28 protein-coding genes and 1 pseudogene are annotated in these 22459 nt (G+C 60.5%); 21 read left to right on the top strand and 8 right to left on the bottom strand.

Going from position 1 to position 22459, the window contains the following annotated elements; genetic code table 11:
• Positions 1 to 318 precede the first annotated feature (318 nt).
• The 10 genes from CQ002_RS05780 to hisC all read left to right on the top strand — a co-directional run bounded on the left by CQ002_RS05780 (position 319) and on the right by hisC (position 8323).
• The gene (locus tag CQ002_RS05780; protein ID WP_003171811.1) at positions 319 to 1128 is read left to right on the top strand and encodes an ATP-binding cassette domain-containing protein; all 810 of its coding nucleotides are present in this window, start codon (positions 319 to 321) and stop codon (positions 1126 to 1128) included.
• On the top strand, positions 1128 to 1925 hold the full coding sequence (gene mlaE / locus CQ002_RS05775) for a lipid asymmetry maintenance ABC transporter permease subunit MlaE (protein ID WP_034102208.1): 798 nt from the start codon (positions 1128 to 1130) through the stop codon (positions 1923 to 1925). The genes CQ002_RS05780 and mlaE overlap by 1 nt, the downstream gene beginning before the upstream one ends.
• Positions 1925 to 2392 (top strand): outer membrane lipid asymmetry maintenance protein MlaD, encoded by a 468-nt coding sequence (gene mlaD / locus CQ002_RS05770; RefSeq protein ID WP_003171814.1) that lies wholly within the window; start codon positions 1925 to 1927, stop codon positions 2390 to 2392. Before mlaE ends, mlaD begins: the two co-directional genes overlap by 1 nt.
• An 11-nt stretch (positions 2393 to 2403) precedes the next feature.
• Positions 2404 to 3051: a phospholipid-binding protein MlaC gene (locus CQ002_RS05765; RefSeq protein ID WP_034102210.1), complete on the top strand. Its 648-nt coding sequence runs from the start codon at positions 2404 to 2406 to the stop codon at positions 3049 to 3051.
• Entirely contained in the window at positions 3048 to 3353 is a 306-nt protein-coding gene (locus tag CQ002_RS05760) for a lipid asymmetry maintenance protein MlaB (protein ID WP_034102213.1), read from the top strand. Before CQ002_RS05765 ends, CQ002_RS05760 begins: the two co-directional genes overlap by 4 nt.
• A 114-nt stretch (positions 3354 to 3467) precedes the next feature.
• Complete coding sequence (locus CQ002_RS05755) at positions 3468 to 3707, top strand: BolA family protein (RefSeq protein WP_034102215.1); 240 nt, start codon at positions 3468 to 3470, stop codon at positions 3705 to 3707.
• A gap of 23 nt (positions 3708 to 3730) precedes the next feature.
• The gene (gene murA / locus CQ002_RS05750; protein WP_034102217.1) at positions 3731 to 4996 is read left to right on the top strand and encodes a UDP-N-acetylglucosamine 1-carboxyvinyltransferase; all 1266 of its coding nucleotides are present in this window, start codon (positions 3731 to 3733) and stop codon (positions 4994 to 4996) included.
• 185 nt (positions 4997 to 5181) lie between these two features.
• A complete protein-coding gene (gene hisG, locus CQ002_RS05745) occupies positions 5182 to 5817 on the top strand; it encodes an ATP phosphoribosyltransferase (RefSeq protein WP_003188599.1) in 636 nt (211 codons plus the stop codon).
• Positions 5818 to 5944: 127 nt separating this feature from the next.
• The gene (gene hisD, locus CQ002_RS05740; protein WP_034102218.1) at positions 5945 to 7267 is read left to right on the top strand and encodes a histidinol dehydrogenase; all 1323 of its coding nucleotides are present in this window, start codon (positions 5945 to 5947) and stop codon (positions 7265 to 7267) included.
• A 3-nt stretch (positions 7268 to 7270) separates the two neighbouring features.
• A complete protein-coding gene (gene hisC, locus CQ002_RS05735; RefSeq protein ID WP_105161661.1) occupies positions 7271 to 8323 on the top strand; it encodes a histidinol-phosphate transaminase in 1053 nt (350 codons plus the stop codon).
• Between the two features lie 75 nt (positions 8324 to 8398).
• Here hisC and CQ002_RS05730 read toward each other — a convergent pair whose 3' ends face one another.
• Together CQ002_RS05730 and upp are read right to left on the bottom strand one after the other, a co-directional pair.
• Complete coding sequence (locus CQ002_RS05730; RefSeq protein WP_105161662.1) at positions 8399 to 9673, bottom strand: uracil-xanthine permease family protein; 1275 nt, start codon at positions 9671 to 9673, stop codon at positions 8399 to 8401.
• Positions 9674 to 9675: 2 nt separating this feature from the next.
• The gene (gene upp, locus CQ002_RS05725) at positions 9676 to 10314 is read right to left on the bottom strand and encodes a uracil phosphoribosyltransferase (protein ID WP_025856322.1); all 639 of its coding nucleotides are present in this window, start codon (positions 10312 to 10314) and stop codon (positions 9676 to 9678) included.
• Positions 10315 to 10478: 164 nt separating this feature from the next.
• Between upp and CQ002_RS05720 the strand changes: the two genes are divergently transcribed.
• The 4 genes from CQ002_RS05720 to CQ002_RS05705 all read left to right on the top strand — a co-directional run bounded on the left by CQ002_RS05720 (position 10479) and on the right by CQ002_RS05705 (position 12524).
• Positions 10479 to 11036: a hypoxanthine-guanine phosphoribosyltransferase gene (locus CQ002_RS05720; RefSeq protein ID WP_034102221.1), complete on the top strand. Its 558-nt coding sequence runs from the start codon at positions 10479 to 10481 to the stop codon at positions 11034 to 11036.
• A 3-nt stretch (positions 11037 to 11039) separates the two neighbouring features.
• Positions 11040 to 11507, top strand: a complete 468-nt coding sequence (locus CQ002_RS05715) for a WbuC family cupin fold metalloprotein (protein WP_034102222.1) — start codon at positions 11040 to 11042, stop codon at positions 11505 to 11507.
• Between the two features lie 35 nt (positions 11508 to 11542).
• Positions 11543 to 12028 (top strand): hypothetical protein, encoded by a 486-nt coding sequence (locus CQ002_RS05710; protein ID WP_034102223.1) that lies wholly within the window; start codon positions 11543 to 11545, stop codon positions 12026 to 12028.
• A gap of 208 nt (positions 12029 to 12236) precedes the next feature.
• On the top strand, positions 12237 to 12524 hold the full coding sequence (locus CQ002_RS05705; RefSeq protein WP_016976601.1) for a PA4642 family protein: 288 nt from the start codon (positions 12237 to 12239) through the stop codon (positions 12522 to 12524).
• A 69-nt stretch (positions 12525 to 12593) separates the two neighbouring features.
• Here CQ002_RS05705 and mqo read toward each other — a convergent pair whose 3' ends face one another.
• Positions 12594 to 14102 carry a malate dehydrogenase (quinone) gene (gene mqo, locus CQ002_RS05700; protein WP_034102224.1) on the bottom strand — a complete coding sequence of 503 codons (1509 nt, stop codon included), beginning with the start codon at positions 14100 to 14102 and terminating at the stop codon, positions 12594 to 12596.
• Positions 14103 to 14497: 395 nt separating this feature from the next.
• Between mqo and CQ002_RS05695 the strand changes: the two genes are divergently transcribed.
• Positions 14498 to 14818, top strand: coding sequence for a hypothetical protein (locus CQ002_RS05695; RefSeq protein WP_069021785.1), 321 nt, complete (start codon positions 14498 to 14500; stop codon positions 14816 to 14818).
• 8 nt (positions 14819 to 14826) lie between these two features.
• On the opposite strand, the gene CQ002_RS05690 is transcribed toward CQ002_RS05695, so the two are convergent.
• Entirely contained in the window at positions 14827 to 15060 is a 234-nt protein-coding gene (locus CQ002_RS05690; protein WP_034102226.1) for a hypothetical protein, read from the bottom strand.
• Positions 15061 to 15254: 194 nt separating this feature from the next.
• Between CQ002_RS05690 and CQ002_RS05685 the strand changes: the two genes are divergently transcribed.
• Complete coding sequence (locus CQ002_RS05685) at positions 15255 to 15842, top strand: YajG family lipoprotein (protein WP_034102227.1); 588 nt, start codon at positions 15255 to 15257, stop codon at positions 15840 to 15842.
• Positions 15843 to 15898: 56 nt separating this feature from the next.
• Here the strand turns inward: CQ002_RS05685 and CQ002_RS05680 are convergent, their stop codons facing one another.
• Positions 15899 to 16108, bottom strand: coding sequence for a hypothetical protein (locus tag CQ002_RS05680; RefSeq protein ID WP_034102228.1), 210 nt, complete (start codon positions 16106 to 16108; stop codon positions 15899 to 15901).
• A 183-nt stretch (positions 16109 to 16291) separates the two neighbouring features.
• Between CQ002_RS05680 and CQ002_RS05675 the strand changes: the two genes are divergently transcribed.
• On the top strand, positions 16292 to 16549 hold the full coding sequence (locus tag CQ002_RS05675; protein WP_034102229.1) for a hypothetical protein: 258 nt from the start codon (positions 16292 to 16294) through the stop codon (positions 16547 to 16549).
• A 135-nt stretch (positions 16550 to 16684) separates the two neighbouring features.
• Here CQ002_RS05675 and CQ002_RS05670 read toward each other — a convergent pair whose 3' ends face one another.
• Positions 16685 to 17848, bottom strand: a complete 1164-nt coding sequence (locus CQ002_RS05670; RefSeq protein WP_177431151.1) for a 1-acyl-sn-glycerol-3-phosphate acyltransferase — start codon at positions 17846 to 17848, stop codon at positions 16685 to 16687.
• A gap of 132 nt (positions 17849 to 17980) precedes the next feature.
• On the opposite strand from CQ002_RS05670, the gene CQ002_RS05665 reads away from it, so the two are divergent.
• Genes CQ002_RS05665 through CQ002_RS05655 form a run of 3 tightly spaced genes read left to right on the top strand, consistent with a single transcriptional unit; the run spans position 17981 to position 19093 of the window.
• Positions 17981 to 18163 carry a CPXCG motif-containing cysteine-rich protein gene (locus CQ002_RS05665; RefSeq protein WP_034102231.1) on the top strand — a complete coding sequence of 61 codons (183 nt, stop codon included), beginning with the start codon at positions 17981 to 17983 and terminating at the stop codon, positions 18161 to 18163.
• 12 nt (positions 18164 to 18175) lie between these two features.
• The gene (locus CQ002_RS05660; RefSeq protein WP_034102232.1) at positions 18176 to 18436 is read left to right on the top strand and encodes a putative signal transducing protein; all 261 of its coding nucleotides are present in this window, start codon (positions 18176 to 18178) and stop codon (positions 18434 to 18436) included.
• Positions 18437 to 18472: 36 nt separating this feature from the next.
• Positions 18473 to 19093, top strand: a complete 621-nt coding sequence (locus CQ002_RS05655) for an SOS response-associated peptidase (RefSeq protein ID WP_034102233.1) — start codon at positions 18473 to 18475, stop codon at positions 19091 to 19093.
• A gap of 111 nt (positions 19094 to 19204) precedes the next feature.
• Here CQ002_RS05655 and CQ002_RS28730 read toward each other — a convergent pair whose 3' ends face one another.
• Together CQ002_RS28730 and CQ002_RS28725 are read right to left on the bottom strand one after the other, a co-directional pair.
• Positions 19205 to 19909, bottom strand: a complete 705-nt coding sequence (locus tag CQ002_RS28730) for a methyl-accepting chemotaxis protein (protein WP_371919440.1) — start codon at positions 19907 to 19909, stop codon at positions 19205 to 19207.
• Between the two features lie 153 nt (positions 19910 to 20062).
• A pseudogene (locus CQ002_RS28725) lies at positions 20063 to 20263 on the bottom strand (HAMP domain-containing protein); the annotation flags it as partial.
• A 1326-nt stretch (positions 20264 to 21589) separates the two neighbouring features.
• Between CQ002_RS28725 and CQ002_RS05645 the strand changes: the two are divergent.
• Complete coding sequence (locus CQ002_RS05645) at positions 21590 to 22408, top strand: M48 family metallopeptidase (RefSeq protein WP_105163099.1); 819 nt, start codon at positions 21590 to 21592, stop codon at positions 22406 to 22408.
• Positions 22409 to 22459 lie beyond the last annotated feature (51 nt).

The raw sequence follows: 22459 nt of genomic DNA, 5'->3' as shown, positions 1-22459 counted from the left end.
AATCGTATAGCCTGACGAAAAGTCGGCGATTATAGCGGTAATGATCAATTCCCTCACGCAAGTTCGTCAGGGTTTGTTCACGATGCGGTTGAGATTCCATCTTCGGCAACCCTCCTTGGTAACATAGCCGGCAACGTTTTTTCCCTGTCCTCAATCTGAACAAGCGCTGTTCCGGCCTTGGGCGCCTTGTACCAGCAGTGATATAGTTCGCCGCCAGTTCGGTCCGCCCAGCCCACGTGGCCAACTATTGCGCAACGGTTGCAAACGTTTGTCGCACGCGTGGTGTCTGAGTGAGAGGCTGCATCCCAAGGAGTTTAGATGAGTGCCGATAACGCCTACGCGGTCGAGCTGAAGGGACTGACCTTCAAGCGCGGGACGCGCAGCATCTTCAATAACGTCGATATCCGCATTCCGCGCGGCAAGGTCACGGGCATCATGGGGCCTTCCGGTTGCGGTAAGACCACCCTGTTACGCCTGATGGGCATGCAGCTGCGCCCCAGCGCCGGCGAAGTGTGGGTCAACGGCCAGAACCTGCCGACCCTGTCGCGCAGCGATCTGTTCGATGCGCGCAAGCACATGGGTGTGCTGTTCCAGAGCGGTGCATTGTTCACCGACCTCGATGTTTTCGAGAACGTGGCGTTCCCGCTGCGGGTGCATACCCAGCTGTCCGACGAAATGATTCGTGACATTGTATTGCTGAAACTGCAGGCGGTAGGCCTTCGCGGTGCCATCGATCTCATGCCAGACGAGTTGTCCGGTGGCATGAAGCGTCGTGTGGCCCTGGCGCGTGCCATCGCCCTCGACCCGCAGATCCTCATGTACGACGAACCCTTCGTCGGCCAGGACCCCATCGCCATGGGCGTGCTGGTGCGCCTTATCCGCTTGCTCAACGATGCGCTAGGCATCACCAGCATCGTGGTTTCCCATGATCTTGCAGAAACCGCGAGCATTGCCGACTACCTCTATGTAGTGGGCGATGGCCAGGTGCTGGGGCAGGGCACGCCCGAAGAGCTGATGAACGCGGATAACCCGCGCATTCGCCAATTCATGACCGGCGATCCTGATGGCCCGGTGCCTTTTCATTTTCCGGCAGCGGACTACCGCTCAGATCTTCTGGGGAAGCGCTGATGCGCAAGACATCTCTCATCGAGAAGGTTCGCCTTTTCGGTCGCTCGGGCATCGACATTGTCGAAGTGCTGGGCCGCTCGACGATTTTCCTGTTCCACGCCTTGCTCGGCCGCGGTGGCATTGGCGGCGGCTTTGGCCTGCTGGTCAAGCAACTGCATTCCGTGGGCGTTATGTCCCTGGTGATCATCGTGGTCTCCGGGGTGTTCATCGGCATGGTGCTGGCGCTGCAGGGCTTCAACATTCTTTCCAGCTACGGTTCGGAGCAGGCCGTGGGGCAGATGGTTGCCCTCACGCTGTTGCGTGAACTGGGGCCGGTGGTCACCGCCTTGCTGTTCGCCGGGCGCGCAGGATCTGCACTGACCGCTGAAATCGGCAACATGAAGTCCACCGAGCAGCTGTCCAGCCTGGAGATGATTGGCGTGGATCCGCTCAAGTACATTGTTGCCCCGCGCCTGTGGGCCGGCTTCATTTCCCTGCCACTGCTGGCAATGATCTTCAGCGTGGTCGGTATCTGGGGCGGTTCGTGGGTGGCGGTGGACTGGCTGGGCGTCTACGACGGCTCCTACTGGTCCAACATGCAAAACAGCGTGACGTTCACTGGCGACGTGCTCAACGGCATCATAAAGAGCATCGTCTTCGCCTTTGTTGTCACCTGGATCGCCGTATTCCAAGGCTACGACTGCGAGCCCACCTCAGAAGGGATCAGTCGCGCCACCACCAAGACCGTTGTGTACGCCTCGCTGGCGGTACTGGGCCTTGACTTCATTTTGACCGCCTTGATGTTTGGAGATTTCTGATGCAAAACCGCACTGTGGAAATCGGTGTCGGCCTTTTCTTGCTGGCTGGCATCCTGGCTTTACTGTTGTTGGCCCTGCGAGTCAGCGGCCTGTCGGCCAGCCCCACCGCCGACACCTATAAACTTTACGCGTACTTCGACAATATCGCCGGTTTGACTGTCAGAGCTAAAGTGACCATGGCCGGTGTGACGATCGGCAAGGTCACGGCAATCGATCTGGATCGCGACAGCTTCACCGGCCGAGTGACGATGCAATTGGACAAGAAGGTAGATAATCTGCCGACCGACTCCACTGCATCTATCCTCACTGCGGGTCTGCTGGGCGAGAAGTACATCGGTGTCAGCGTGGGCGGGGAAACAGCCCTGCTCAAGGATGGCTCGACAATCCACGACACACAGTCGTCGCTGGTACTTGAAGACCTGATCGGTAAATTCCTGCTCAATACGGTCAATAAAGACGCCAAATGAGGAATCTGTACATGATCTCTACCTTGCGACGTGGCCTCCTGGTACTGCTTGCAGCGCTGCCGTTGATGGCCAACGCAGCAGGTTCTGCCCACGAGCTGGTGCAGGACACGACTAACAAGATGTTGGCTGACCTGTCGGCCAACAAGGAAAAGTACAAGCAAGATCCAAGTCAGTTCTACAACGCGCTCAATACCATTGTCGGTCCGGTGGTCGATGCCGAAGGCATCTCCCGCAGCATCATGACCGTCAAGTATTCGCGCAAGGCTACCCCGGCGCAGATGCAGGCTTTCCAGGAAAACTTCAAGAAAGGCCTGTTCCAGTTCTACGGCAATGCACTGCTTGAGTACAACAACCAGGGCATTACCGTTGCTCCAGCCGGCGATGAGTCGGGCGATCGCACCAGCGTGAACATGAGCGTCAAGGGCAACAACGGCGCCGTCTACCCTGTGCAGTACACGCTCGAGAAGGTCAACGGCGAGTGGAAGCTGCGTAACGTGATCATCAACGGCATCAACATTGGCAAGCTGTTCCGTGACCAGTTCGCCGATGCCATGCAGCGCAATGGCAACGACCTGGACAAAACCATCAATGGTTGGGCTGGTGAAGTCGCCAAAGCCAAGGAAGAAACCGATAAAGCTGCCGGGAAGCCTGCGCAATGACCGAGTCGGCTGTTCGTCTCGGCGATGCCGGCGAGCTGTTCCTCAGCGGCGTGCTGGATTACCGCACCGGGCCTGACTTGCGCAAGCAGGGCCAGGCACTGATCAAGACCAGCACCGCGCCCGCGTTGGTGCTGGATTGTTCGTCCGTGACCAAGTCCAGCAGCGTCGGCCTATCGCTGCTGCTGTGCTTCATGCGTGATGCCGAAGCCGTCAAAAAAACGGTCAGCATCCGGGCATTGCCCGAAGACATGCGTGAAATTGCCGAAGTTTCCGGTCTGACCGAGCTGTTGGCGCATCCTTAATACACATTATTAGAGAAGCCCCCCGTCAGAGTCCTGCTATGCGGGGTTCGCAGGCGCGGGGCTTTTTTGTATGATGTGCGACCCGCGCGCACTGGGCGCCGATAGAGGTTGAGCATGCAGGCCCTAGAAGTTAAGCGCTTTCTTGAAGGAAAGCTGCCGGAAACGACCGTAGAAGTTGAAGGCGAAGGCTGCAACTTCCAGCTGAACGTGATTAGCGATGAACTGGCGGCACTCAGCCCGGTCAAGCGTCAGCAGCAGATCTATGCCCATTTGAACCCGTGGATCACCGATGGCAGCATCCATGCGGTCACTATGAAATTTTTCAGCCGCGCGGCCTGGGCCGAGCGCACCTGAGCCCCCAAGGCGTCGAGATTCTTATGGATAAATTGATTATTACCGGCGGTGCCCGCCTTGATGGCGAGATTCGCATCTCCGGTGCAAAAAACTCTGCCTTGCCGATCCTGGCAGCGACCCTGCTGTGCGATGGCCCGGTCACCGTGGCCAACCTGCCGCACCTGCACGACATCACCACCATGATCGAGTTGTTCGGTCGCATGGGCATCGAGCCGGTGATCGACGAGAAGCTGGCCGTCGAAATCGACCCGCGCACCATCAAGACCCTGATCGCCCCGTACGAGCTGGTGAAAACCATGCGTGCGTCGATCCTGGTATTGGGCCCGATGGTTGCTCGTTTCGGCGAAGCCGAAGTCGCTCTGCCTGGCGGTTGCGCCATCGGCTCGCGTCCAGTTGACCTGCACATCCGTGGCCTTGAAGCCATGGGCGCGACCATCGACGTCGAAGGCGGCTACATCAAGGCCAAGGCGCCGGAAGGCGGTCTGCGTGGCGCCAACTTCTTCTTTGACACCGTCAGCGTGACCGGTACTGAGAACATCATGATGGCCGCTGCCCTGGCCAACGGCCGCAGCGTCCTGCAAAACGCCGCGCGCGAGCCGGAAGTGGTCGACCTGGCCAACTTCCTGATCGCCATGGGTGCCAACATCACTGGCGCCGGCACTGACACCATCACCATCGACGGTGTGAAGCGCCTGCACCCGGCTACCTACAAAGTGATGCCGGACCGCATCGAGACCGGTACCTACCTGGTTGCCGCCGCCGTCACCGGTGGTCGCGTCAAGGTCAAGGACACCGATCCGACCATCCTGGAAGCGGTCCTGGAAAAACTGCGTGAGGCCGGTGCCGAAATCACCACCGGCGAAGACTGGATCGAATTGAACATGCACGGCAAGCGTCCTAAAGCCGTCAACGTGCGTACCGCTCCGTACCCGGCGTTCCCGACCGACATGCAAGCGCAGTTCATTTCCTTGAACGCCATTGCCGAAGGCACCGGTGCCGTGATCGAGACCATTTTCGAAAACCGCTTCATGCACGTGTACGAGCTGCACCGCATGGGCGCGAAGATCCAGGTCGAAGGCAACACCGCTATTGTCACCGGTACCGAGAAACTCAAGGGCGCGCCGGTCATGGCGACCGACCTGCGTGCTTCGGCCAGCCTGGTGATCTCGGCGCTGATCGCCGAAGGCGACACCTTGATCGACCGCATCTATCACATAGACCGTGGTTACGAGTGCATCGAAGAAAAACTGCAGATGCTCGGCGCGAAAATCCGCCGCGTACCGGGCTAGTCCCTGCTGCTGAGAGCGCCTTCATTGGGATGAGCGGGGGCAAGCCCGCTCACCCCAAAAAGGTGCTTGCCGTTGAATAGGCGGTATGCTGAATGTGTTCCAAATCGAGGCTGTAATGGCCTCGATCTGTGTCTGGCGCCGTTTGCGACCGGACAGCAATAGCCTGATGAAGGACTGACGTTTCCATGTTGACCATCGCACTGTCCAAGGGCCGCATCCTTGACGACACTTTGCCGCTTCTGGCTGAAGCGGGCATCGTGCCGACCGAGAATCCGGACAAGAGCCGCAAGCTGATCATCCCCACTACCCAGGACGACGTGCGCCTGTTGATCGTGCGGGCTACCGACGTGCCGACCTACGTTGAACATGGCGCAGCCGACCTCGGTGTCGCCGGCAAGGACGTGCTGATGGAATACGGCGGCCAGGGCCTGTACGAGCCATTGGACCTGCGTATCGCCCTGTGCAAGCTGATGACCGCTGGCCGTGTCGGTGACGTCGAGCCCAAGGGCCGCCTGCGCGTGGCGACCAAGTTCGTCAACGTCGCCAAGCGCTATTACGCCGAGCAAGGCCGCCAGGTCGATATCATCAAGCTCTACGGCTCCATGGAGCTGGCGCCGCTGATTGGCTTGGCCGACAAGATCATCGACGTGGTCGACACCGGCAACACCCTGCGCGCCAATGGCCTCGAGCCCCAGGATTTCATTGCCGACATCAGCTCCCGCCTGATCGTCAACAAAGCATCGATGAAGATGCAGCACGCCCGTATCCAGGCGTTGATCGACACCCTGCGCAAGGCAGTGGAGTCGCGACACCGCGGTTGACTCACCTGCGCGGCCCTAGGTCGCGCCCGTCTATCCGCCTCATAGCCAGAATTCTCAGGTGCCCAAGCGGATCGACTGCTAACTTTCGGCGCCTGAGCATTTTTGCCAATCCTATGAGGCCCTCGCTATGACCACGTCCACTGCAATTGCCCGACTCAACGCTGCCGACCCGGATTTCGCCCATCATCTGGATCATCTGCTGAGCTGGGAAAGCGTGTCCGACGATTCGGTCAACGGGCGAGTACTCGATATCATCAAGGCCGTGCGCGAGCGCGGTGATGCGGCGCTGGTGGACTTCACCCGCCAGTTCGATGGCCTGGACGTCGCGTCGATGGCCGACCTGATTCTGCCCCGTGAACGCTTGGAGCTGGCCCTGACGCGCATTACTGCACCTCAGCGCGAAGCCCTGGAAATCGCGGCGGCGCGCGTGCGCAGCTACCACGAAAAACAGAAACAGGACTCCTGGAGCTACACCGAGGCCGACGGCACTGTGCTGGGCCAGAAAGTCACGCCACTCGACCGCGCTGGCCTGTACGTGCCGGGCGGCAAGGCGTCGTACCCGTCGTCGGTACTGATGAACGCAATCCCGGCCAAAGTGGCGGGCGTGACCGAAGTGGTCATGGTGGTACCGACCCCGCGCGGTGAAATCAACGAGCTGGTGCTGGCTGCAGCCTGCATCGCCGGTGTCGATCGCGTGTTCACCATCGGCGGTGCCCAAGCCGTTGCCGCCCTGGCCTATGGCACTGAAAGCGTGCCTAAGGTCGACAAAGTGGTCGGCCCTGGCAACATCTACGTCGCCACCGCCAAGCGCCACGTGTTTGGCCAGGTGGGCATCGACATGATCGCCGGACCTTCGGAAATCCTCGTGGTGTGCGACGGCCAGACCGATCCGGACTGGATCGCCATGGACCTGTTCTCCCAGGCCGAGCACGACGAGGACGCCCAGGCGATCCTGGTCAGCCCGGACGCCGAGTTCCTCGACAAGGTTGCCGCCAGTATCAATAAGCTGCTGCCGACCATGGAGCGCGCCGAGATCATCGAGAAATCGATCAATGGCCGTGGCGCGCTGATCCTCGTGCGCGACATGGAGCAGGCCATCGAAGTGGCCAACCGCATCGCGCCGGAGCACTTGGAGTTGTCCGTAGCCGACCCACAAGCCTGGCTGCCGTCGATTCGCCACGCAGGCGCGATCTTCATGGGCCGTCACACCAGCGAAGCCCTGGGTGACTACTGCGCGGGCCCGAACCACGTTCTGCCTACCTCTGGCACCGCGCGTTTCTCTTCGCCGCTGGGGGTGTATGACTTCCAGAAGCGTTCGTCGATCATCTTCTGCTCGCCGCAGGGCGCTTCCGAACTGGGCAAGACTGCCTCGGTGCTCGCCCGCGGTGAATCCCTGAGCGCCCATGCCCGTAGCGCCGAATACCGCATCCTTGAAGAGAAGGGGAACTGACACATGAGCAAATTCTGGAGCCCCTTCGTCAAGGACCTCGTGCCTTACGTGCCCGGCGAACAACCCAAGCTGACCAAGCTGGTCAAGCTCAACACCAATGAAAACCCCTACGGCCCATCGCCCAAGGCGTTGGCGGCGATGCAGGCCGAGTTGAACGACAACCTGCGCCTGTACCCGGACCCCAACAGCGACCTGCTCAAGCAGGCCGTGGCCAAGTATTACGGGATCGATGCCGCCAAAGTGTTCCTCGGTAACGGTTCCGATGAAGTCCTGGCGCACATTTTCCACGGCCTGTTCCAGCACGATCTGCCGCTGTTGTTCCCGGACATCAGCTACAGCTTCTACCCGGTTTACTGCGGCCTTTATGGCATCAAGTCCGACCCGGTACCACTGGATGCGCAATTCCAGATCCGAGCAGCCGACTACGCCAAGCCCAACGGCGGGATTATCTTCCCCAACCCGAACGCGCCCACCGGCTGTGTGCTGGCGCTGGACGCGGTGGAGCAGATCCTCAAGGCCAGCCCGGACTCGGTAGTGGTGGTCGATGAAGCCTATATCGACTTCGGCGGCGAAACCGCCATCAGCCTGGTGGATCGCTACCCGAACCTGCTGGTGACCCAGACCCTGTCCAAATCGCGCTCACTGGCCGGTTTGCGCGTGGGCCTGGCCGTGGGGCACCCGGACCTGATCGAAGCGCTGGAGCGCGTCAAGAACAGCTTTAACTCCTACCCGCTGGATCGCCTGGCGATTGCCGGCGCGGCGGCGGCGTTCGAGGACCGTGAGTACTTCGAGAAGACGTGCCAGTGGGTGATCGACAGCCGCAACACGCTGGTCGCGCAATTGGAAGGCAAGGGTTTTGAAGTGTTGCCGTCGGCCGCGAACTTCATCTTTGCGCGTCACCCACAGCATGATGCTGCGGGCCTGGCGGCCACGTTGCGTGAGCAAGGGGTGATCGTGCGTCACTTCAAGCAGGAGCGGATTGCCCAGTTCCTGCGGATCAGCATCGGCACGCCGGAGCAGAACCAGGCGCTGATCGATGGGTTGGGTGAGCTCTAGGCTTCATTGACTGAATGGCCCCATCGCCGGCCTTGCCGGCGATGGGGCCATCAGCAATCCAGAAAGCCGACAGCCCTACAGCAGCGGCTCATCCGGCTTCTTGTTCTTCCAGCCATCATTGCCCGGCAGCAACAGGTTCAAACCGATCGCTACCACCGCGCACAGGGCGATGCCCTTGAGGCCGAAGTCATCCGGGCCGGTGCCGGTACCGACCAGTACACCGCCAATCCCGAACACCAGGGTCACCGACACGATCACCAGGTTGCGTGCTTCGCCCAGGTCGATCTTGTGGCGGATCAGCGTGTTCATCCCCACCGCGGCAATCGAGCCGAACAACAGGCACAGAATCCCGCCCATCACGGGCACCGGAATGCTCTGCAGCAATGCGCCGAACTTGCCGATGAACGCCAGGCTGATGGCAAACACCGCTGCCCAGGTCATGATCTTCGGGTTGTAGTTCTTGGTCAGCATCACTGCGCCCGTCACTTCGGCGTAAGTGGTGTTCGGCGGGCCGCCAAACAGGCCGGCGGCGGTGGTGGCAATGCCGTCACCCAGCAAGGTGCGGTGCAGGCCGGGCTTCTTCAGGTAGTCGCGACCGGTCACGCTGCCCACTGCAATCACACCGCCGATATGTTCGATCGCCGGGGCCAGGGCCACCGGGACGATGAACAGGATCGCTTGCCAGTTGAATTCCGGCGCGGTGAAGTGGGGCAGGGCGAACCAGGGGGCTGCGGCAATCTTCGCCGTGTCGACCACGCCAAAATAGAACGACATGGCAAAGCCCACCAGCACGCCGGAGATGATCGGCACCAGGCGGAAGATGCCCTTGCCGAACACCGCCACGATCAAGGTGGTCAGCAGCGCTGGCATCGAGATCATCATCGCCGTCTGGTAATGAATCAGCTCGGTGCCGTCACCGGCCTTACACATCGCCATGTTGGCGGCGATCGGTGCCATGGCCAGGCCGATGGAGATAATCACCGGCCCGATCACCACGGGCGGCAGCAACCGGTCGATAAACCCGGTGCCCTTGATCTTCACCGCCAGGCCCAGGAAGGTATAGACGAAACCGGCCGCCATCACCCCGCCCATGGTCGCCGCGAGGCCGAACTGGCCCTTTGCGAGAATGATCGGGGTAATGAAGGCAAAGCTCGATGCCAGGAAGACCGGCACCTGTCGCCCTGTCACCACCTGGAACAGCAATGTGCCCAGGCCTGCGGTGAACAGTGCGACGTTTGGATCAAGACCTGTGATCAGTGGCATCAACACCAACGCGCCAAATGCTACGAAGAGCATTTGTGCGCCAGACAGGATCTGGCGCCAAAGCGGGTCGTTGAATTCATCCTGCATGTTCACGCGTCCTTCTGCTTGGTGCCGAAGATCTTGTCACCGGCATCGCCCAGGCCTGGAATGATGTAGCCGTGTTCGTTCAGGCGCTCATCGATGGATGCGGTGTAGATCTGCACATCCGGGTGAGCCTTCTCGACGGCAGCAATGCCTTCTGGGGCAGCGACGAGGACCATGGCGCGGATGTCACGGCAACCGGCTTTTTTCAGCAGGTCGATGGTGGCAACCATGGAGCTGCCGGTGGCGAGCATCGGGTCGATGATCATCGCCAGGCGCTCGTTGATTTCCGGGACGAGTTTTTCCAGGTAGGTGTGGGCCTGCAAGGTTTCTTCATTGCGGGCCACGCCCACGGCGCTGACCTTGGCGCCCGGGATCAGGCTGAGGACGCCTTCGAGCATGCCGATACCGGCGCGCAGGATCGGCACCACAGTGATTTTCTTACCGGCGATTTTCTCGACCTGGACGGGACCGGCCCAACCAGGAATCTCGTAGCTCTCCAAGGGCAAATCCTTGGTCGCTTCGTAGGTGAGCAACGCTCCGACTTCCTGAGCAAGCTCACGGAAGTTCTTCGTGCTAATGTCGGCGCGGCGCATAAGGCCGAGCTTGTGTCGGATCAGCGGGTGGCGGATCTCGCGAGTGGGCATGGGAAAGGCTCCGGCGGCGGGCAAAAAAACCGGCCTAGATTAATCTATCCGAGGGTGTTGTCCTATAGACATCTAGTACGTTAGTCCATTAAGGCTTGCTCGGAGCGCACGAGAAGCGTACCTTCGCCCGCTTTTCTTGCCACAGCACCCCCTTGGAGAGCGCCATGTCCGCTGATCTCGAGCATATCCGTCAAATCATGCGCGAGGCTGACTGCCTGTACACCGAAGCGCAAGTCGAAGAAGCGATCGCCAAGGTCGGCGCACATATCACCCGCGAAATGGCCGACACCAACCCGGTGGTTTTCTGCGTCATGAACGGTGGCCTGATCTTCGCCGGCAAATTGCTCACCCACCTGCAATTCCCATTGGAGGCGTCGTACCTGCACGCCACTCGCTATCGCAATGAAACCACCGGCGGCGACCTGTTCTGGAAAGCCAAGCCGGAAGTCTCCTTCATCGATCGCGACGTGCTGATCATCGATGACATCCTCGACGAAGGTCACACCCTGGGCGCGATCATCGACTTCTGCAAACACGCCGGTGCGCGCAAAGTGCACACCGCCGTGCTGATCGACAAAGACCACGACCGCAAGGCCCGTCCGGACCTGAAAGCCGATTACGTGGGGCTGCCGTGCATTGACCGCTACATCTTCGGTTACGGCATGGACTACAAAGGCTACTGGCGCAATGCCAATGGGATTTTCGCCGTCAAAGGGATGTAAGCCATGGTCCGCTTTCTTGATCAGACGCTGTTTGCCGACCTGGCCGAGAAAGCGGCCGCCAGCCCTCGCGGTCGACACCACCACAACTTTCATCAGATGGAAGAGCCTTGCCATCGGCTGGCGGTGGGCCTGCAACCTGAGACGTATGTGCCGCCTCATCGGCACCTGAGCGCGGATAAGGCGGAAACGTTGTTGGTGCTCCAGGGCCGCTTGGGCTTGCTGGTCTTCAGCGAAACCGGCGAGGTGCTCGCCAAGCGCGTCATGCAGGCCGGTGGCGAGTGTGCGGGCGTCGATCTGCCACCGGGCGTGTTCCATGGCCTGGTGGTGCTGGAGCCCGACACGGTCATGTTCGAGTGCAAGGCCGGACCCTACCGTCCGGTGAGTGAGGGCGAACTGGCCGACTGGGCGCCCCGCGAAGGTGACGCCGGCGTGGCCGAGTACCAACGCTGGATGCTTGCCCAGTTCGATTGAGCTACAGTGCTGGGCTCATCTTGCCGGAGCAGCCCATGAGCTTGTTGACACGTATCGGCGCCGTCCTGGCGCTGACCCTCAGTTTGCCCCTGGCCGCCGCGCCTGCACCGATGCACAGCCAGTTCCTGCCCTCGGATGACCTCACCCTGCGTGCCGAAGCGCCGGACCAGCAGCAACTGCTGCAAGTCACCGAGTACACGGTGGTGGCAGGCAACCAGCGCCAATCCAGCCAGCAGCCGATTCCGGTGACCTCCCCGTTGATGATCCGCCTCAAGGGTAAGCCCCTGAACAAAGGCGCGAGCATCAACCAGGTGGTGCTCAACTTCGATGCTGAAAGCAAAAGCCTGAAAAAGCCGGTGTATGACGACAAGAGCAAGGTCCTGACCTTGTCCTACCCGGTGGCTCAGTATCGGGTGATTATCGACCTGCTGCGCAATGACACGGTGTATGTGCAGTTCCTCAGTTATGCCAATGGGCATATATGGGCGGATTTGCATACCGGTGCGGTGCGCGCAAAGTAGTCAGGCGACGCAGATTCCGCTATGTGGATGCAATTGATGTGGGCGCTGGCTTGCCTGCGATAGCGTTATATCAGTGACAGAGGGGCCGCTTGACGCACCGCTATTGCAGGCAGGCCAGCGCCCGCAGGCATGTTTGGTTGTTTTCGAAGGGGGTGTCTGGCAGGTAGACTTCCTTTCCCGTGTAAATGTCTGCAGGCTGGAGTCGGTAATGCGTAAAGATAAGAAACAGGTGATTGGTGACGAGATCGGTGACGACCAGATCAAGTTGTTCCTGGACTTCGAGCCGGTCGACGCGACTTCACCGTCCTTGCACAAGCTGATCAAGGCCTACCGTGGCCTGCGTATCGACGATTTCGAACGGTTCCTGGGCTTCTTCAAGGAAGCTGGCCTGGACCTCGACGGCAAGGATGAGCACGGCCAGACCTTCGTCGACCTGATCAAGGACCAGCGTAACGCGGACGAGTACATCGAACTGATCGAAAACGCTCGCGGCTGATTATCCGACACCTAAAAAAACGCCCCGTTCTCATCACGAGAACGGGGCGTTTTTTATTGCGTCATGACCTCACGCGTAGCTTTCGGTCTCGGCGGCAGGTTCCACCAGCTCCAAGCTGATGTTGTTCTGGGTGTTGATCTTGCGGTACAGCTCGGCATCCGTCTCGAGAACCTTTTCCCGTGCGGGGAAGATCTCGTGCAGTTTGGATGCCCACTCACCGGCAGCTTTGGCCGGGAAGCAGCGCTCGATCAGTTCCAGCATGATCGAAACAGTCACCGAAGCGCCCGGGGATGCGCCCAGCAGGGCTGCCAGCGAACCATCCTTGGCGGCCACCAGCTCGGTGCCGAATTGCAGCACGCCGCCTTTCTTCGGGTCTTTCTTGATGATCTGCACCCGTTGGCCGGCCACTTCCAGGCGCCAGTCTTCGGCTTTCGCCTCGGGGTAGAAGCGGCGCAGGGATTCCAGGCGCTGCTCCATCGATTGGCGCACTTCGCTGACCAGGTACTTGGTCAGGTCCATGTTGTCTCGCGCCACTGCCAGCATCGGGCCGATGTTGCCGGCGCGAATCGACATTGGCAGGTCGAGGAACGAGCCGTGCTTGAGGAACTTGGTGGTGAAGCCGGCGTATGGCCCGAACAGCAGGGACTTCTTGCCCTCCACCACGCGGGTGTCCAGATGCGGCACGGACATCGGCGGCGAACCCACGGCGGCTTGGCTGTAGACCTTGGCCTGGTGATGCTTGACCACTTCCGGGTTGTCGCAACGCAGCCATTGGCCGCTGACCGGGAAGCCGCCAAAGCCTTTGCTTTCTTCGATACCCGAGGCTTGCAGCAGCGGCAGGGCCGCGCCACCGGCGCCGAGGAACACGAACTTGGCGTCCACTTCACGGCTGTTGCCGCTGTTGACGTCCTTGATGCTCACGGTCCAGCCCGCGCCATTGCGCTTGAGGCCGGTGACACGCTTGCTGTACTTGACCTGGGCGTCCGGCGAACTGGTCAGGTGGTTCAGCAGCTGATTGGTCAGTGCGCCAAAGTTGACGTCGGTGCCGTTCATCACACGGGTGGCCGCGATTTTTTCGTCGAGCGGACGGCCCGGCATCATCAGTGGCATCCACTCGGCCATCTCGCTGCGGTCTTCGGTGTAGTGCATGTCCGAAAACGCGTGATGCTGGCTGAGGGTTTCAAAGCGCTTCTTGAGGAAGGACACGCCTTTTTCGCCTTGCACGAAGCTCAGGTGCGGCACCGGGCTGATAAAGGACTTGGACGAGCCAAAGGTGCCCTTTTTGGTCAGGTACGCCCAGAACTGCTTCGACACCTCGAACTGGGTGTTGATGTGCACGGCTTTCTTGATGTCGATGGAACCATCGGCAGCCTGCGGCGTGTAGTTCAGCTCACACAGGCCGGCGTGGCCGGTACCGGCGTTGTTCCACGGGTTGGAACTTTCCGCGGCACCCGAATCCATCAGCTCAACGACTTCCAGCTTGAGGCCGGGGTCGAGCTCTTTGAGCAGTACGGCCAAGGTGGCACTCATGATGCCGGCCCCTACCAGTACTACGTCGACTGCTTCGTTATGCGCCATTTAACGCGTCTCCAAAATCTGCAGCACCAAATTGACGGCATGGCTGCCAGGAGTGACGGGGCGGTTCACGTGTTGCCCCAGGTTACCCATGGCCAGGATCGCCATGTCCGATTCGCAATTCTTTGCAACTTCAGCACACGCTTCCTGCCGGGCTAATCTGCCTATGAACGCATTCATGGGCGCCCGTGGCAATTCGACTTATGGTCAAAGCGTGTGATTCGTGCAACCAATCCGTAGCGGACAGGCTCAAGCTCCGGTTTTTGAGGCGTGCTCGGTCCTGTGTGGTTGGGCTGTTCCAGACGCTGATGGTGCTTGTACAAACGCCAAACTATTCATTTGCTCGCCACACTCTTGTGAAGTTGTGAAAACCCGTTTTTTCACGCTCTTTTGAAGACGTGAACCTCAAAAAAGGGCTGCCCCAGCCTGGCACCTGGCCCGGATACCTTGCCGACACGCGGCAAAACGGGCAAAAACTCAAGTGGCCGAGCGCAATGGCAGCTCTGGCAGATTCGGTAAAGGTGGGTGGTTTGCACGGAAAACAGCAAGCGCGCCAGCTTCACTCGATCTGTGTGGGCGGCTCTCTGTGGGCGATTCTTGGGGTTAATGCCGAGGCATTAACGATGCTGCGAGGCCCGATCAGGAGACGTCCTTATAATCGGGGGGAGATTGTAGCGAAGAACGCTATGGAAATGGGCGTGTTTTATGACTTTTATTAGGTGTTCGGTCAGGCGGCCAACGGCTGGTGCCGGGGCGACCGCGCTGGACGTGGGCTGACGCGCGCGCGGGCCGGCAGCGGGTGGTGCATCCAGCTCAGGCGGATTTCATCGATTTCCACCCAGCCGTCGCCTACGGGAGGCTGGCTGCACTCCTTGAAGGCCTGGCAGCGCCCCTGCGCATCCAGCAGGGCGAACTGGCGAAGGGTGGGTTTGCGCGTGAACAGCGACCAGAGAAAATGCATGGCGGTTGACCTCCTGAGATTGGGGCCAAGCTTGCCTGTCGGGCATGACGGGGCTGTGTATCGGTCGTGACATATCAGTGACAGCGAACCGCTCCGGGCCACGCAGGTCTCAGGTTGTAACTGGCGCTAGTTCCCGGCGCCGGCGCACCGCTATACTGCCCGCCTGTCGGTACCCGATTTCTGGAGAGAAGAGCATGTTGCAACGCCTGTTGTTCGGTTTGATCACTGTGACCAGTTTGACCCTGGTTGGCTGCGCCAACAGCCCGCAACAACTGACCCCGGAACCGAAGATCACCACGCAGCTGGCCCCAGTGGGCCACGGCCAGGCGGTGTCGGTGCGTGTGGTCGATGGCCGCCCATCGCCGACACTCGGCTCGCGCGGTGGCCTGTACCCGGAAACCGCGCTGGTGTCGGTGAACGCCCAGGACGTGCTGCCCAAGCTGCAGGCCCAGGCCGAAGCGGCTGTGCGCCTGCTGGGTTTCACCCCGAGCCCCAACGCGCCGGGCGCTCCGCAGTTGACCATCACCCTGGCCGAATTGAAGTATCAGTCGCCTAAAGACGGCCTGTACGTGACTGAAGCTTCCATTGGCGCAACCTTCAAGTCTGACGTCACCGCCGGCACTCGTCGCTATAGCGGTCGCTACGGCGCGTCCCTGAACCAGCGCTTCGGTATGTCGCCGAATCAGGAAACCAACACCAAGCTGGTCAGCGACGTCCTGAGCGACGCCTTGACCCGCCTGTTCAAGGACCCAAGCATCGGTTCATTGCTCAGCTCGCAATAATCGATCCTTCAAAAACCGGGCGCCTTGAGGCGCCCGGTTTTTTTTCGCCTCCAGTTTCACGCGGCGGTGTCGATACAGAAGTCCAGCATGCTCACCCCCGTCAGCAGATCGGTCTCCGGCAAGTCCGCATGCTGGTGCCCACCAAGGGCGCAATACACCAGCCAGTGGCGGTCCTGGACGTTGAAGGCCAGGCTGCCGATCAGCGCCTCCTGCTCATCGCTTTGGGTGATCAGGTACAGCCGATCCTGGTTCTGGGCGTGCAACATGACAAGCTCCTAAAGCGTCGAAGGGCAACAGAGTGGCCTGTTAAGGTGACGTTCAGGTGACGTTGTAAATTACTGGATACATTAGCCGTCAATGGGGGAGGGAGCATTTCAGGCGCCGGAGGCCGCTATCGTTCAGGTTTGTATCTGAGCTGATACCAAGACACTGTTCTACTGAGGTTTGCGATGGCGCTGCCCGCACTATTGATCAATGCTGTGGCTTTATTGGTGGCCTGCCCCGGGGCGGCGCTGCTGTTCATCACTCGCCTGCGCGAACAGCGCGCGATGGCCGACCTGACCGCGCAAAGCGAAGAGCGCGCGATCGACCAACCGATGTTGTTTCTGGATGTGCGCACTGAACGGGCGCATCGCCTGGCTTACCGCATCGGGTTCGCCTGCCTGGGGCTGGCACTCACGATTTCCTGGCTGAGCACCCGCCTCTAAAAATACCGCGAAACAGAAACGGATATGGAAGCTGGGCTTGTGTGGGAGCTGGCTTGCCTGCGAATAGCATCACCTCGGTGTGACTGACACACCTAGGTGCCTGCATCGCGGGCAAGCCCAGCTCCCACGCGTTGTTTACAGCGCGATTCCAGCCTTGACCCGATACTGATTGCGCACCGGCGTTGCATATTGCAGCACCAGGTATGGCCGGTGCTCGGCCGGGCATTCGTTCAGGCGGCGCTCCCATTCAGCCTTGGCCTTGGCCAATTCATCCGCCGGGAACACTTCGGCGGCCGTCGGCACCTGCAATTGCGGGTCGGCGTCGCTCCATTGCTGATACGCCAGGTAGTGCACCGGGAACAACCGGTAACCGCCCAGAATCTGCCGGTCCATTTCCACCGCCAGCAACTTGGTGTCTTCGAAACGCTCGGTGATCGGCGGTGCGAAATTGATGTGGACCCGGCCCTTGTAGCCTGTGATGCCAAGGGCGATGCTCACGTCGTCTTCACCCGGCGCCTTGGTGTAGGTGCCGGTGGTGGCGCGGATGTACAACTCGCGAGCCTTGGCGGTGTCGCATGGGTCGTACTCGTAGCTGATCGACACCGGCGTCAGGTTCAGCGACTGGATCACCTCGGCGAACGGCTCGTCCTTGCGGCTGACGTGGAACATCTTGAGGATCGCCGACTCGGTGCGATCGTCCCCATCCTTGGCGCGCCCTTCGGCCTGTGCGATCCAGATGGATTGGCAATCGTTGCGGATCGAATGGTTGATGTAGGCCGACAACAGGTTGTAGGCCGCCATTTTCTCCTTTCGTCCGGTGATCGAGCGGTGCACGATGAAGCTCTTGTTCAGGCGCATCAGGTCGCTGACAAACGGCTTTTGCAGCAGGTTGTCGCCAATGGCGATGCGTGGCGTCGGCAGCCCGGCGTGGTAGACGGCATAGTTGACGAACGCCGGGTCCATCACGATATCGCGGTGGTTGGCCAGGAACAGGTAGGCGGTGCCGGACTTGAGTTGCTCGACGCCGGTGTAGGTCACGCCGTCGGTCGCGCGGTCAATGGTGTGGTCGACGTAGTACTCGACTTTGTCCTGCAGCGTGGCCACGGTAGTGACGCCGGCAAACTCACGGCGCAGTTTGCGGGCGATCATCGGCTTGAGCAGCCAGCCCAGGGCGCCGGCAAAGCGCGGGAAGCGGAAGTGGGTCAGGATGTCCAGAAAGGCCTTGTCACGGAACAGACGTGCCAGCACTGCCGGGACTTCGCTGTCGTTGTAAGGTCGGATGGTATCGAATTCGCCCATCATGCTCTCTTGTTAGAAACGGCTAGGGTAAGTATAGGAAATACCAGGGTACGGACCGAGTAATGGGCTCGGCCGGAAATAGCCCTGTAAATAGACCGGCGATTATACGCACAAGTCACCTTGGAGGCTGCGATGCTGGAAACCGCGACGTACGATTGTCCTTATTGTGGTGAAGAGGTCGAGACAACCGTGGATTTGTCCGGGGGGGATCAGACCTATATAGAAGACTGCCAGGTGTGTTGCCGACCGATCATTTTCCATCTGCAGGTTCATGGTGAAGAATGGATGCTGGAAACCCGTAGCGAAAATGAATGACGGGGGTGCCCCATGCAGCGAATCTACGAACCGGAAAACCTGATGGAAGGCGAGTTGCTGCAACAGATGCTCGCCAGCGAGGGCATCGAGGCGCACCTGGTTGGCCGCCATTTGCTCGGTGGCACCGGCGAACTGCCGATCTTTGGCCTGTTGGGCCTTGAGGTAGACAATGACCGCGCCGTGGACGCGCGCGAGCTGATTACCGCCTACATGGGCGCGCAACCCTTGCCCGGAGACGAACCTGACAGCTACCCCGACGTGCTGGTCTGTTAGGCTGTCGTTCGGTTTACCCAAGAGTCGTGTTGCCCCATGTGTGGACGTTATGCCCTGTTTCGCTGGACCCCTGCTTTTGCTGCTTTGCCAGGCTTCCCCGCCGACCAGCAGGCCCAGTGGAACATCTCCCCGAATGATTCGGTGCTGATCCAGCGCCTGAGCGACGGCCAGCGCACCCTGGCGCGCGCGCGCTGGGGGCTGACGCCGCCGTGGCTGACAGACCTCTCTCGCACACCCGCGCATGCCCGCGCGGAAACCCTGGCCGAGCAACCAATGTTTCGCGAAGCATTCCGGCAGCGCCGTTGCCTGCTGCCGGCCAATGGGTTCTACGAATGGCGCGGCACCCAACGCAAACGCCCGTACTGGCTGACGCCGGGGGAGGGCTCCACGTTGTTTTTTGCCGCGATCTGGGAAGCGTACCCCGTGCAGGAACAGGTGTGGCTGAGCACGGCGGTGGTGACCCAGGCTGCGCAGGCTCAGCGCCGGCCGCTGATTCTGGATGCCGCGGGGCAGGAAGCCTGGCTTGATCCCGAGACGCCGTTGCACGTGTTGCAAGGGCTATTGGCCGGTGAGCCCACCGCATTGCGCGAGCGTGTATTGGCCAACATGGTCAATGATCCGAAGCTCAATGGGCCGGAGTGCCTGACCCCGGCGTGACGCTGGGCGCTACGCGGTGTATGTGCGGGCCTCATCGCAGGCAAGGCAGCTCCCACATTGGACTGTATTTACACGTCCAAGTGTGGGGCAAGCTTGCCTGCGATGGCGGTCTTACACCTTGAACTGATTGATCAGCCGGCGCTGCTGCTCCGCCAACTTGGTCAAATCCGCACTGGCCGCGCTGGACTCATCCGCGCCGCCCGCCACCTCGTTGGCCACCTGGCCGATATTGATCACGTTGCGATTGATGTCCTCGGCTACCGCGCTCTGCTCCTCGGCCGCGCTGGCGATCTGGGTGTTCATGTCGTTGATCACCGACACCGCCTGGGTGATTGTCTCCAACGCTTCAGCCGCCTGGGCGGCGTGCTGCACGCTTTCATCGGTGCGGTTCTGGCTGTCTTCCATTACCCGCACCACATCCCGCGTGCCTTGCTGCAGTTGCTGGATCATGGCCTGGATTTCTTCGGTGGCCTTCTGGGTTTTCTGCGCCAAGTTGCGCACTTCGTCAGCCACTACCGCGAAGCCACGGCCTTGTTCGCCGGCACGCGCCGCCTCGATGGCGGCGTTGAGGGCCAAGAGGTTGGTCTGTTCCGCGATCCCGCGAATCGCCGTGAGGATAGCGTTGATGTTCTCGCTGTCCTTGGCCAGGGTTTGCACCACGCTGACCGCCTTGCCGATTTCCTCCGCGAGCGCACCGATGGAGAGGGAGGTATCGCGCACAATGCGCATGCCTTGGCTCGCGGCCTGGTCGGCATGGCTGGCGGCTTGTGCGGCTTGGGTGGCGTTGCGCGCAACGTCTTGCGCAGTGGCGGTCATCTCATGCACAGCGGTGGCCACTTGATCGATCTCCACCATTTGCTTATGCACACCCTGGTTAGTGCGGATCGCAATATCAGCCGTGTGCTCCGATGAGTCGCTGACCTTCTGCACTGAACTCACCACCTGAGTGATCATGCCTTGCAGCTTGATCAGGAAGGTATTGAAGCCCGTGGCGATCGCGCCCAGCTCATCGGCGCGATTACTGGTCAGGCGCCGTGTCAGGTCACCTTCGCCCTGCGCGATGTCATTGAGCATGGCCACCATTTGCTTGAGCGGGCGGGCGATGCCGTGGCCGACCAGCCAGATCACCAGCAGGCCGATACCGGCGATCACCAGGCCGGCGACGGTCATGCCCAGGATGTCGGTCTTGCGCTGGGCTTCCAGGTCGCTTTGCAGTTTCTGCAAGTCGGCCATCACTGCGCTCAGGGGCAGTTGCACCATCAGGGTCCAGCGTGCGTCGGTCTGGCCGATATTGAACGGCAGGAACAACTCGATATGCCCGTGTTCCTTGTCGATGTCGTAGCGCACTTCACCGACTTTCAGCTGGTTCAGGTTGGTCAATTCGTTGCTGTCGAGCAGGTCGCCGGCTTTTTCGCCGAGTTTGCTCGCGTCCTTGGTGTAGGCCACCAAGCGGCCGTTGCTGGAGATCAGCGCCAGCTCGCCGGCGCCGTTGTAGAGTTTCTGGTCGGCGCTGGTGAGCATGTCCTGAATGAAATTCACCGACAGGTCGGCACCGACGATCCCCTCAAATGTGCCGTCGATCATGATCGGCTCGATAAACGAAGCCAGCATCACCATTGCATTGCCGACCTTGTAGGGAGCCGGGTCGATGGCGCAGGCTTTCTTGCTTTCCTTGGAACACAGGTAGTACTCACTGGCGCGTACACCGGTGGACAGGATGTTCTGGTCGTTGACGTCAGCGAGTTTATCCAGGCCCAGGCTGCCATCCGCGTTGCGGTACCACCACGGCAGGAAACGTCCGTCGGCGCCTATGCCGACAATAGGGCTGTTCACGTAGGCCGCGTCGTTGTGATCGATGGCGTTGGGCTCCCAGCCAATGTAGGCGCCGAGGATCTTCGGGTTGCGTACCACGGTTTCGTGCAGCAGGTTGATCAGTTGTTCGCGGCCGACTTGCAGGGCCGGATCGCCCTTGGCGTCTTTCATGCCGAGCAGGGCGTTGGCGGTGGCCAGGCCCTTGGCGGTCACCAGTGGCGCTTCCAATTCACGCTGGATCAAGGTGGCCTGGGTGTGCGCCAGGGTGGTGAGGCGTTGCTCGATAATCTGTTCGAACTGCACCTGGGTGCGCGTTTGCACCATCTCTTGGGTCCGCGCGCCGGCAAACAACGCGTAGAGCACCAGCACCGCGACCACACTCAGGACAATGGCCCCGGCCAAGGCCGCGACAGAAAACTGAATCGACTTGAATTTCATGAAAGCTCCGGGCACAGGGGGGGACGGTCCGCCTTTTTGTATCGGCCACGGGCGTGCTGGGCATGAGGGGGCGCCCTGCAAAATTGTTCGGGGTGTCGCGAATGGAATGCCCGCCGCCGTTACGGGTATTGGTGGGATGTATCTGAAAATCGGTGGTTACACGTCTGGTGTATCTGGCGCAGATACAAATGTACGCCTACGATACGCGCCATGTTTTCAGGGAGCAGGCGCATGAATATGAAAGGTATGAAGAAGTCGTTGGTCGTCAGCGGGTTGGTTGCAGCGATGCTGCTGGCCGGGTGTCAGTCGGTCAACACCACCAGCGGCGGCGCCGTCGGGGTTGAGCGCAAGCAGTACATGTTCAGCATGCTGTCGAGCCAGGAAGTCGACCAGATGTACGCCCAGTCCTACCAACAGACCCTGGGTGAAGCCAGTGGCAAGGGCCTGGTCGACAAAACCAGCGCCAACGCCAAGCGTGTGCAGGCCATCGCTAACCGCTTGATCGCACAGGCGCCTACCTTCCGCGCCGATGCGGCGCAGTGGAAGTGGGAAGTGAACCTGATCAAGAGCGACGAAATGAACGCCAACTGCGGGCCTGGCGGCAAGATCTTCGTGTACAGCGCATTGATCGACAATCTCAAGCTCACCGATGATGAACTGGCTGCCGTGATGGGCCATGAAATTGCCCACGCCTTGCGTGAACACGGTCGTGAAGCCATGTCCAAGGCCTACGGGATCGAGATGGCTAAGCAGGGGGCTGGTGCATTGTTCGGCCTCGGCCAGGACAGCCTGGCATTGGCCGATACCGTGGCGAACTACGGCATGACCTTGCCCAACAGCCGCAGCAATGAAAACGAAGCTGACCTGATCGGTCTGGAACTGTCGGCCCGTGCGGGTTACAACCCGAATGCCGCCATCACGCTGTGGAACAAGATGGCCAAGGCTTCGGAAGGCGCGCCGCCAGAGTTCATGAGCACTCACCCGGCGTCCGACAGCCGGATCGCCTCGTTGCAGGCGGCGATTCCGAAAGTGACGCCGTTGTACCAGCAGGCCAAGAAATCTTGATATTCCAGGGCCGGTGAACATCCAACTGTGGGAGCGGGCTTGCTCGTCAAA

Origin of the sequence: Pseudomonas sp. MYb13, from assembly GCF_002980075.1 — a bacterium.
GTDB lineage: Bacteria > Pseudomonadota > Gammaproteobacteria > Pseudomonadales > Pseudomonadaceae > Aquipseudomonas > Aquipseudomonas lurida.
Note: the sequence above shows the minus strand (reverse complement) of the source record. Positions and strands in the feature narration are given on the sequence as shown.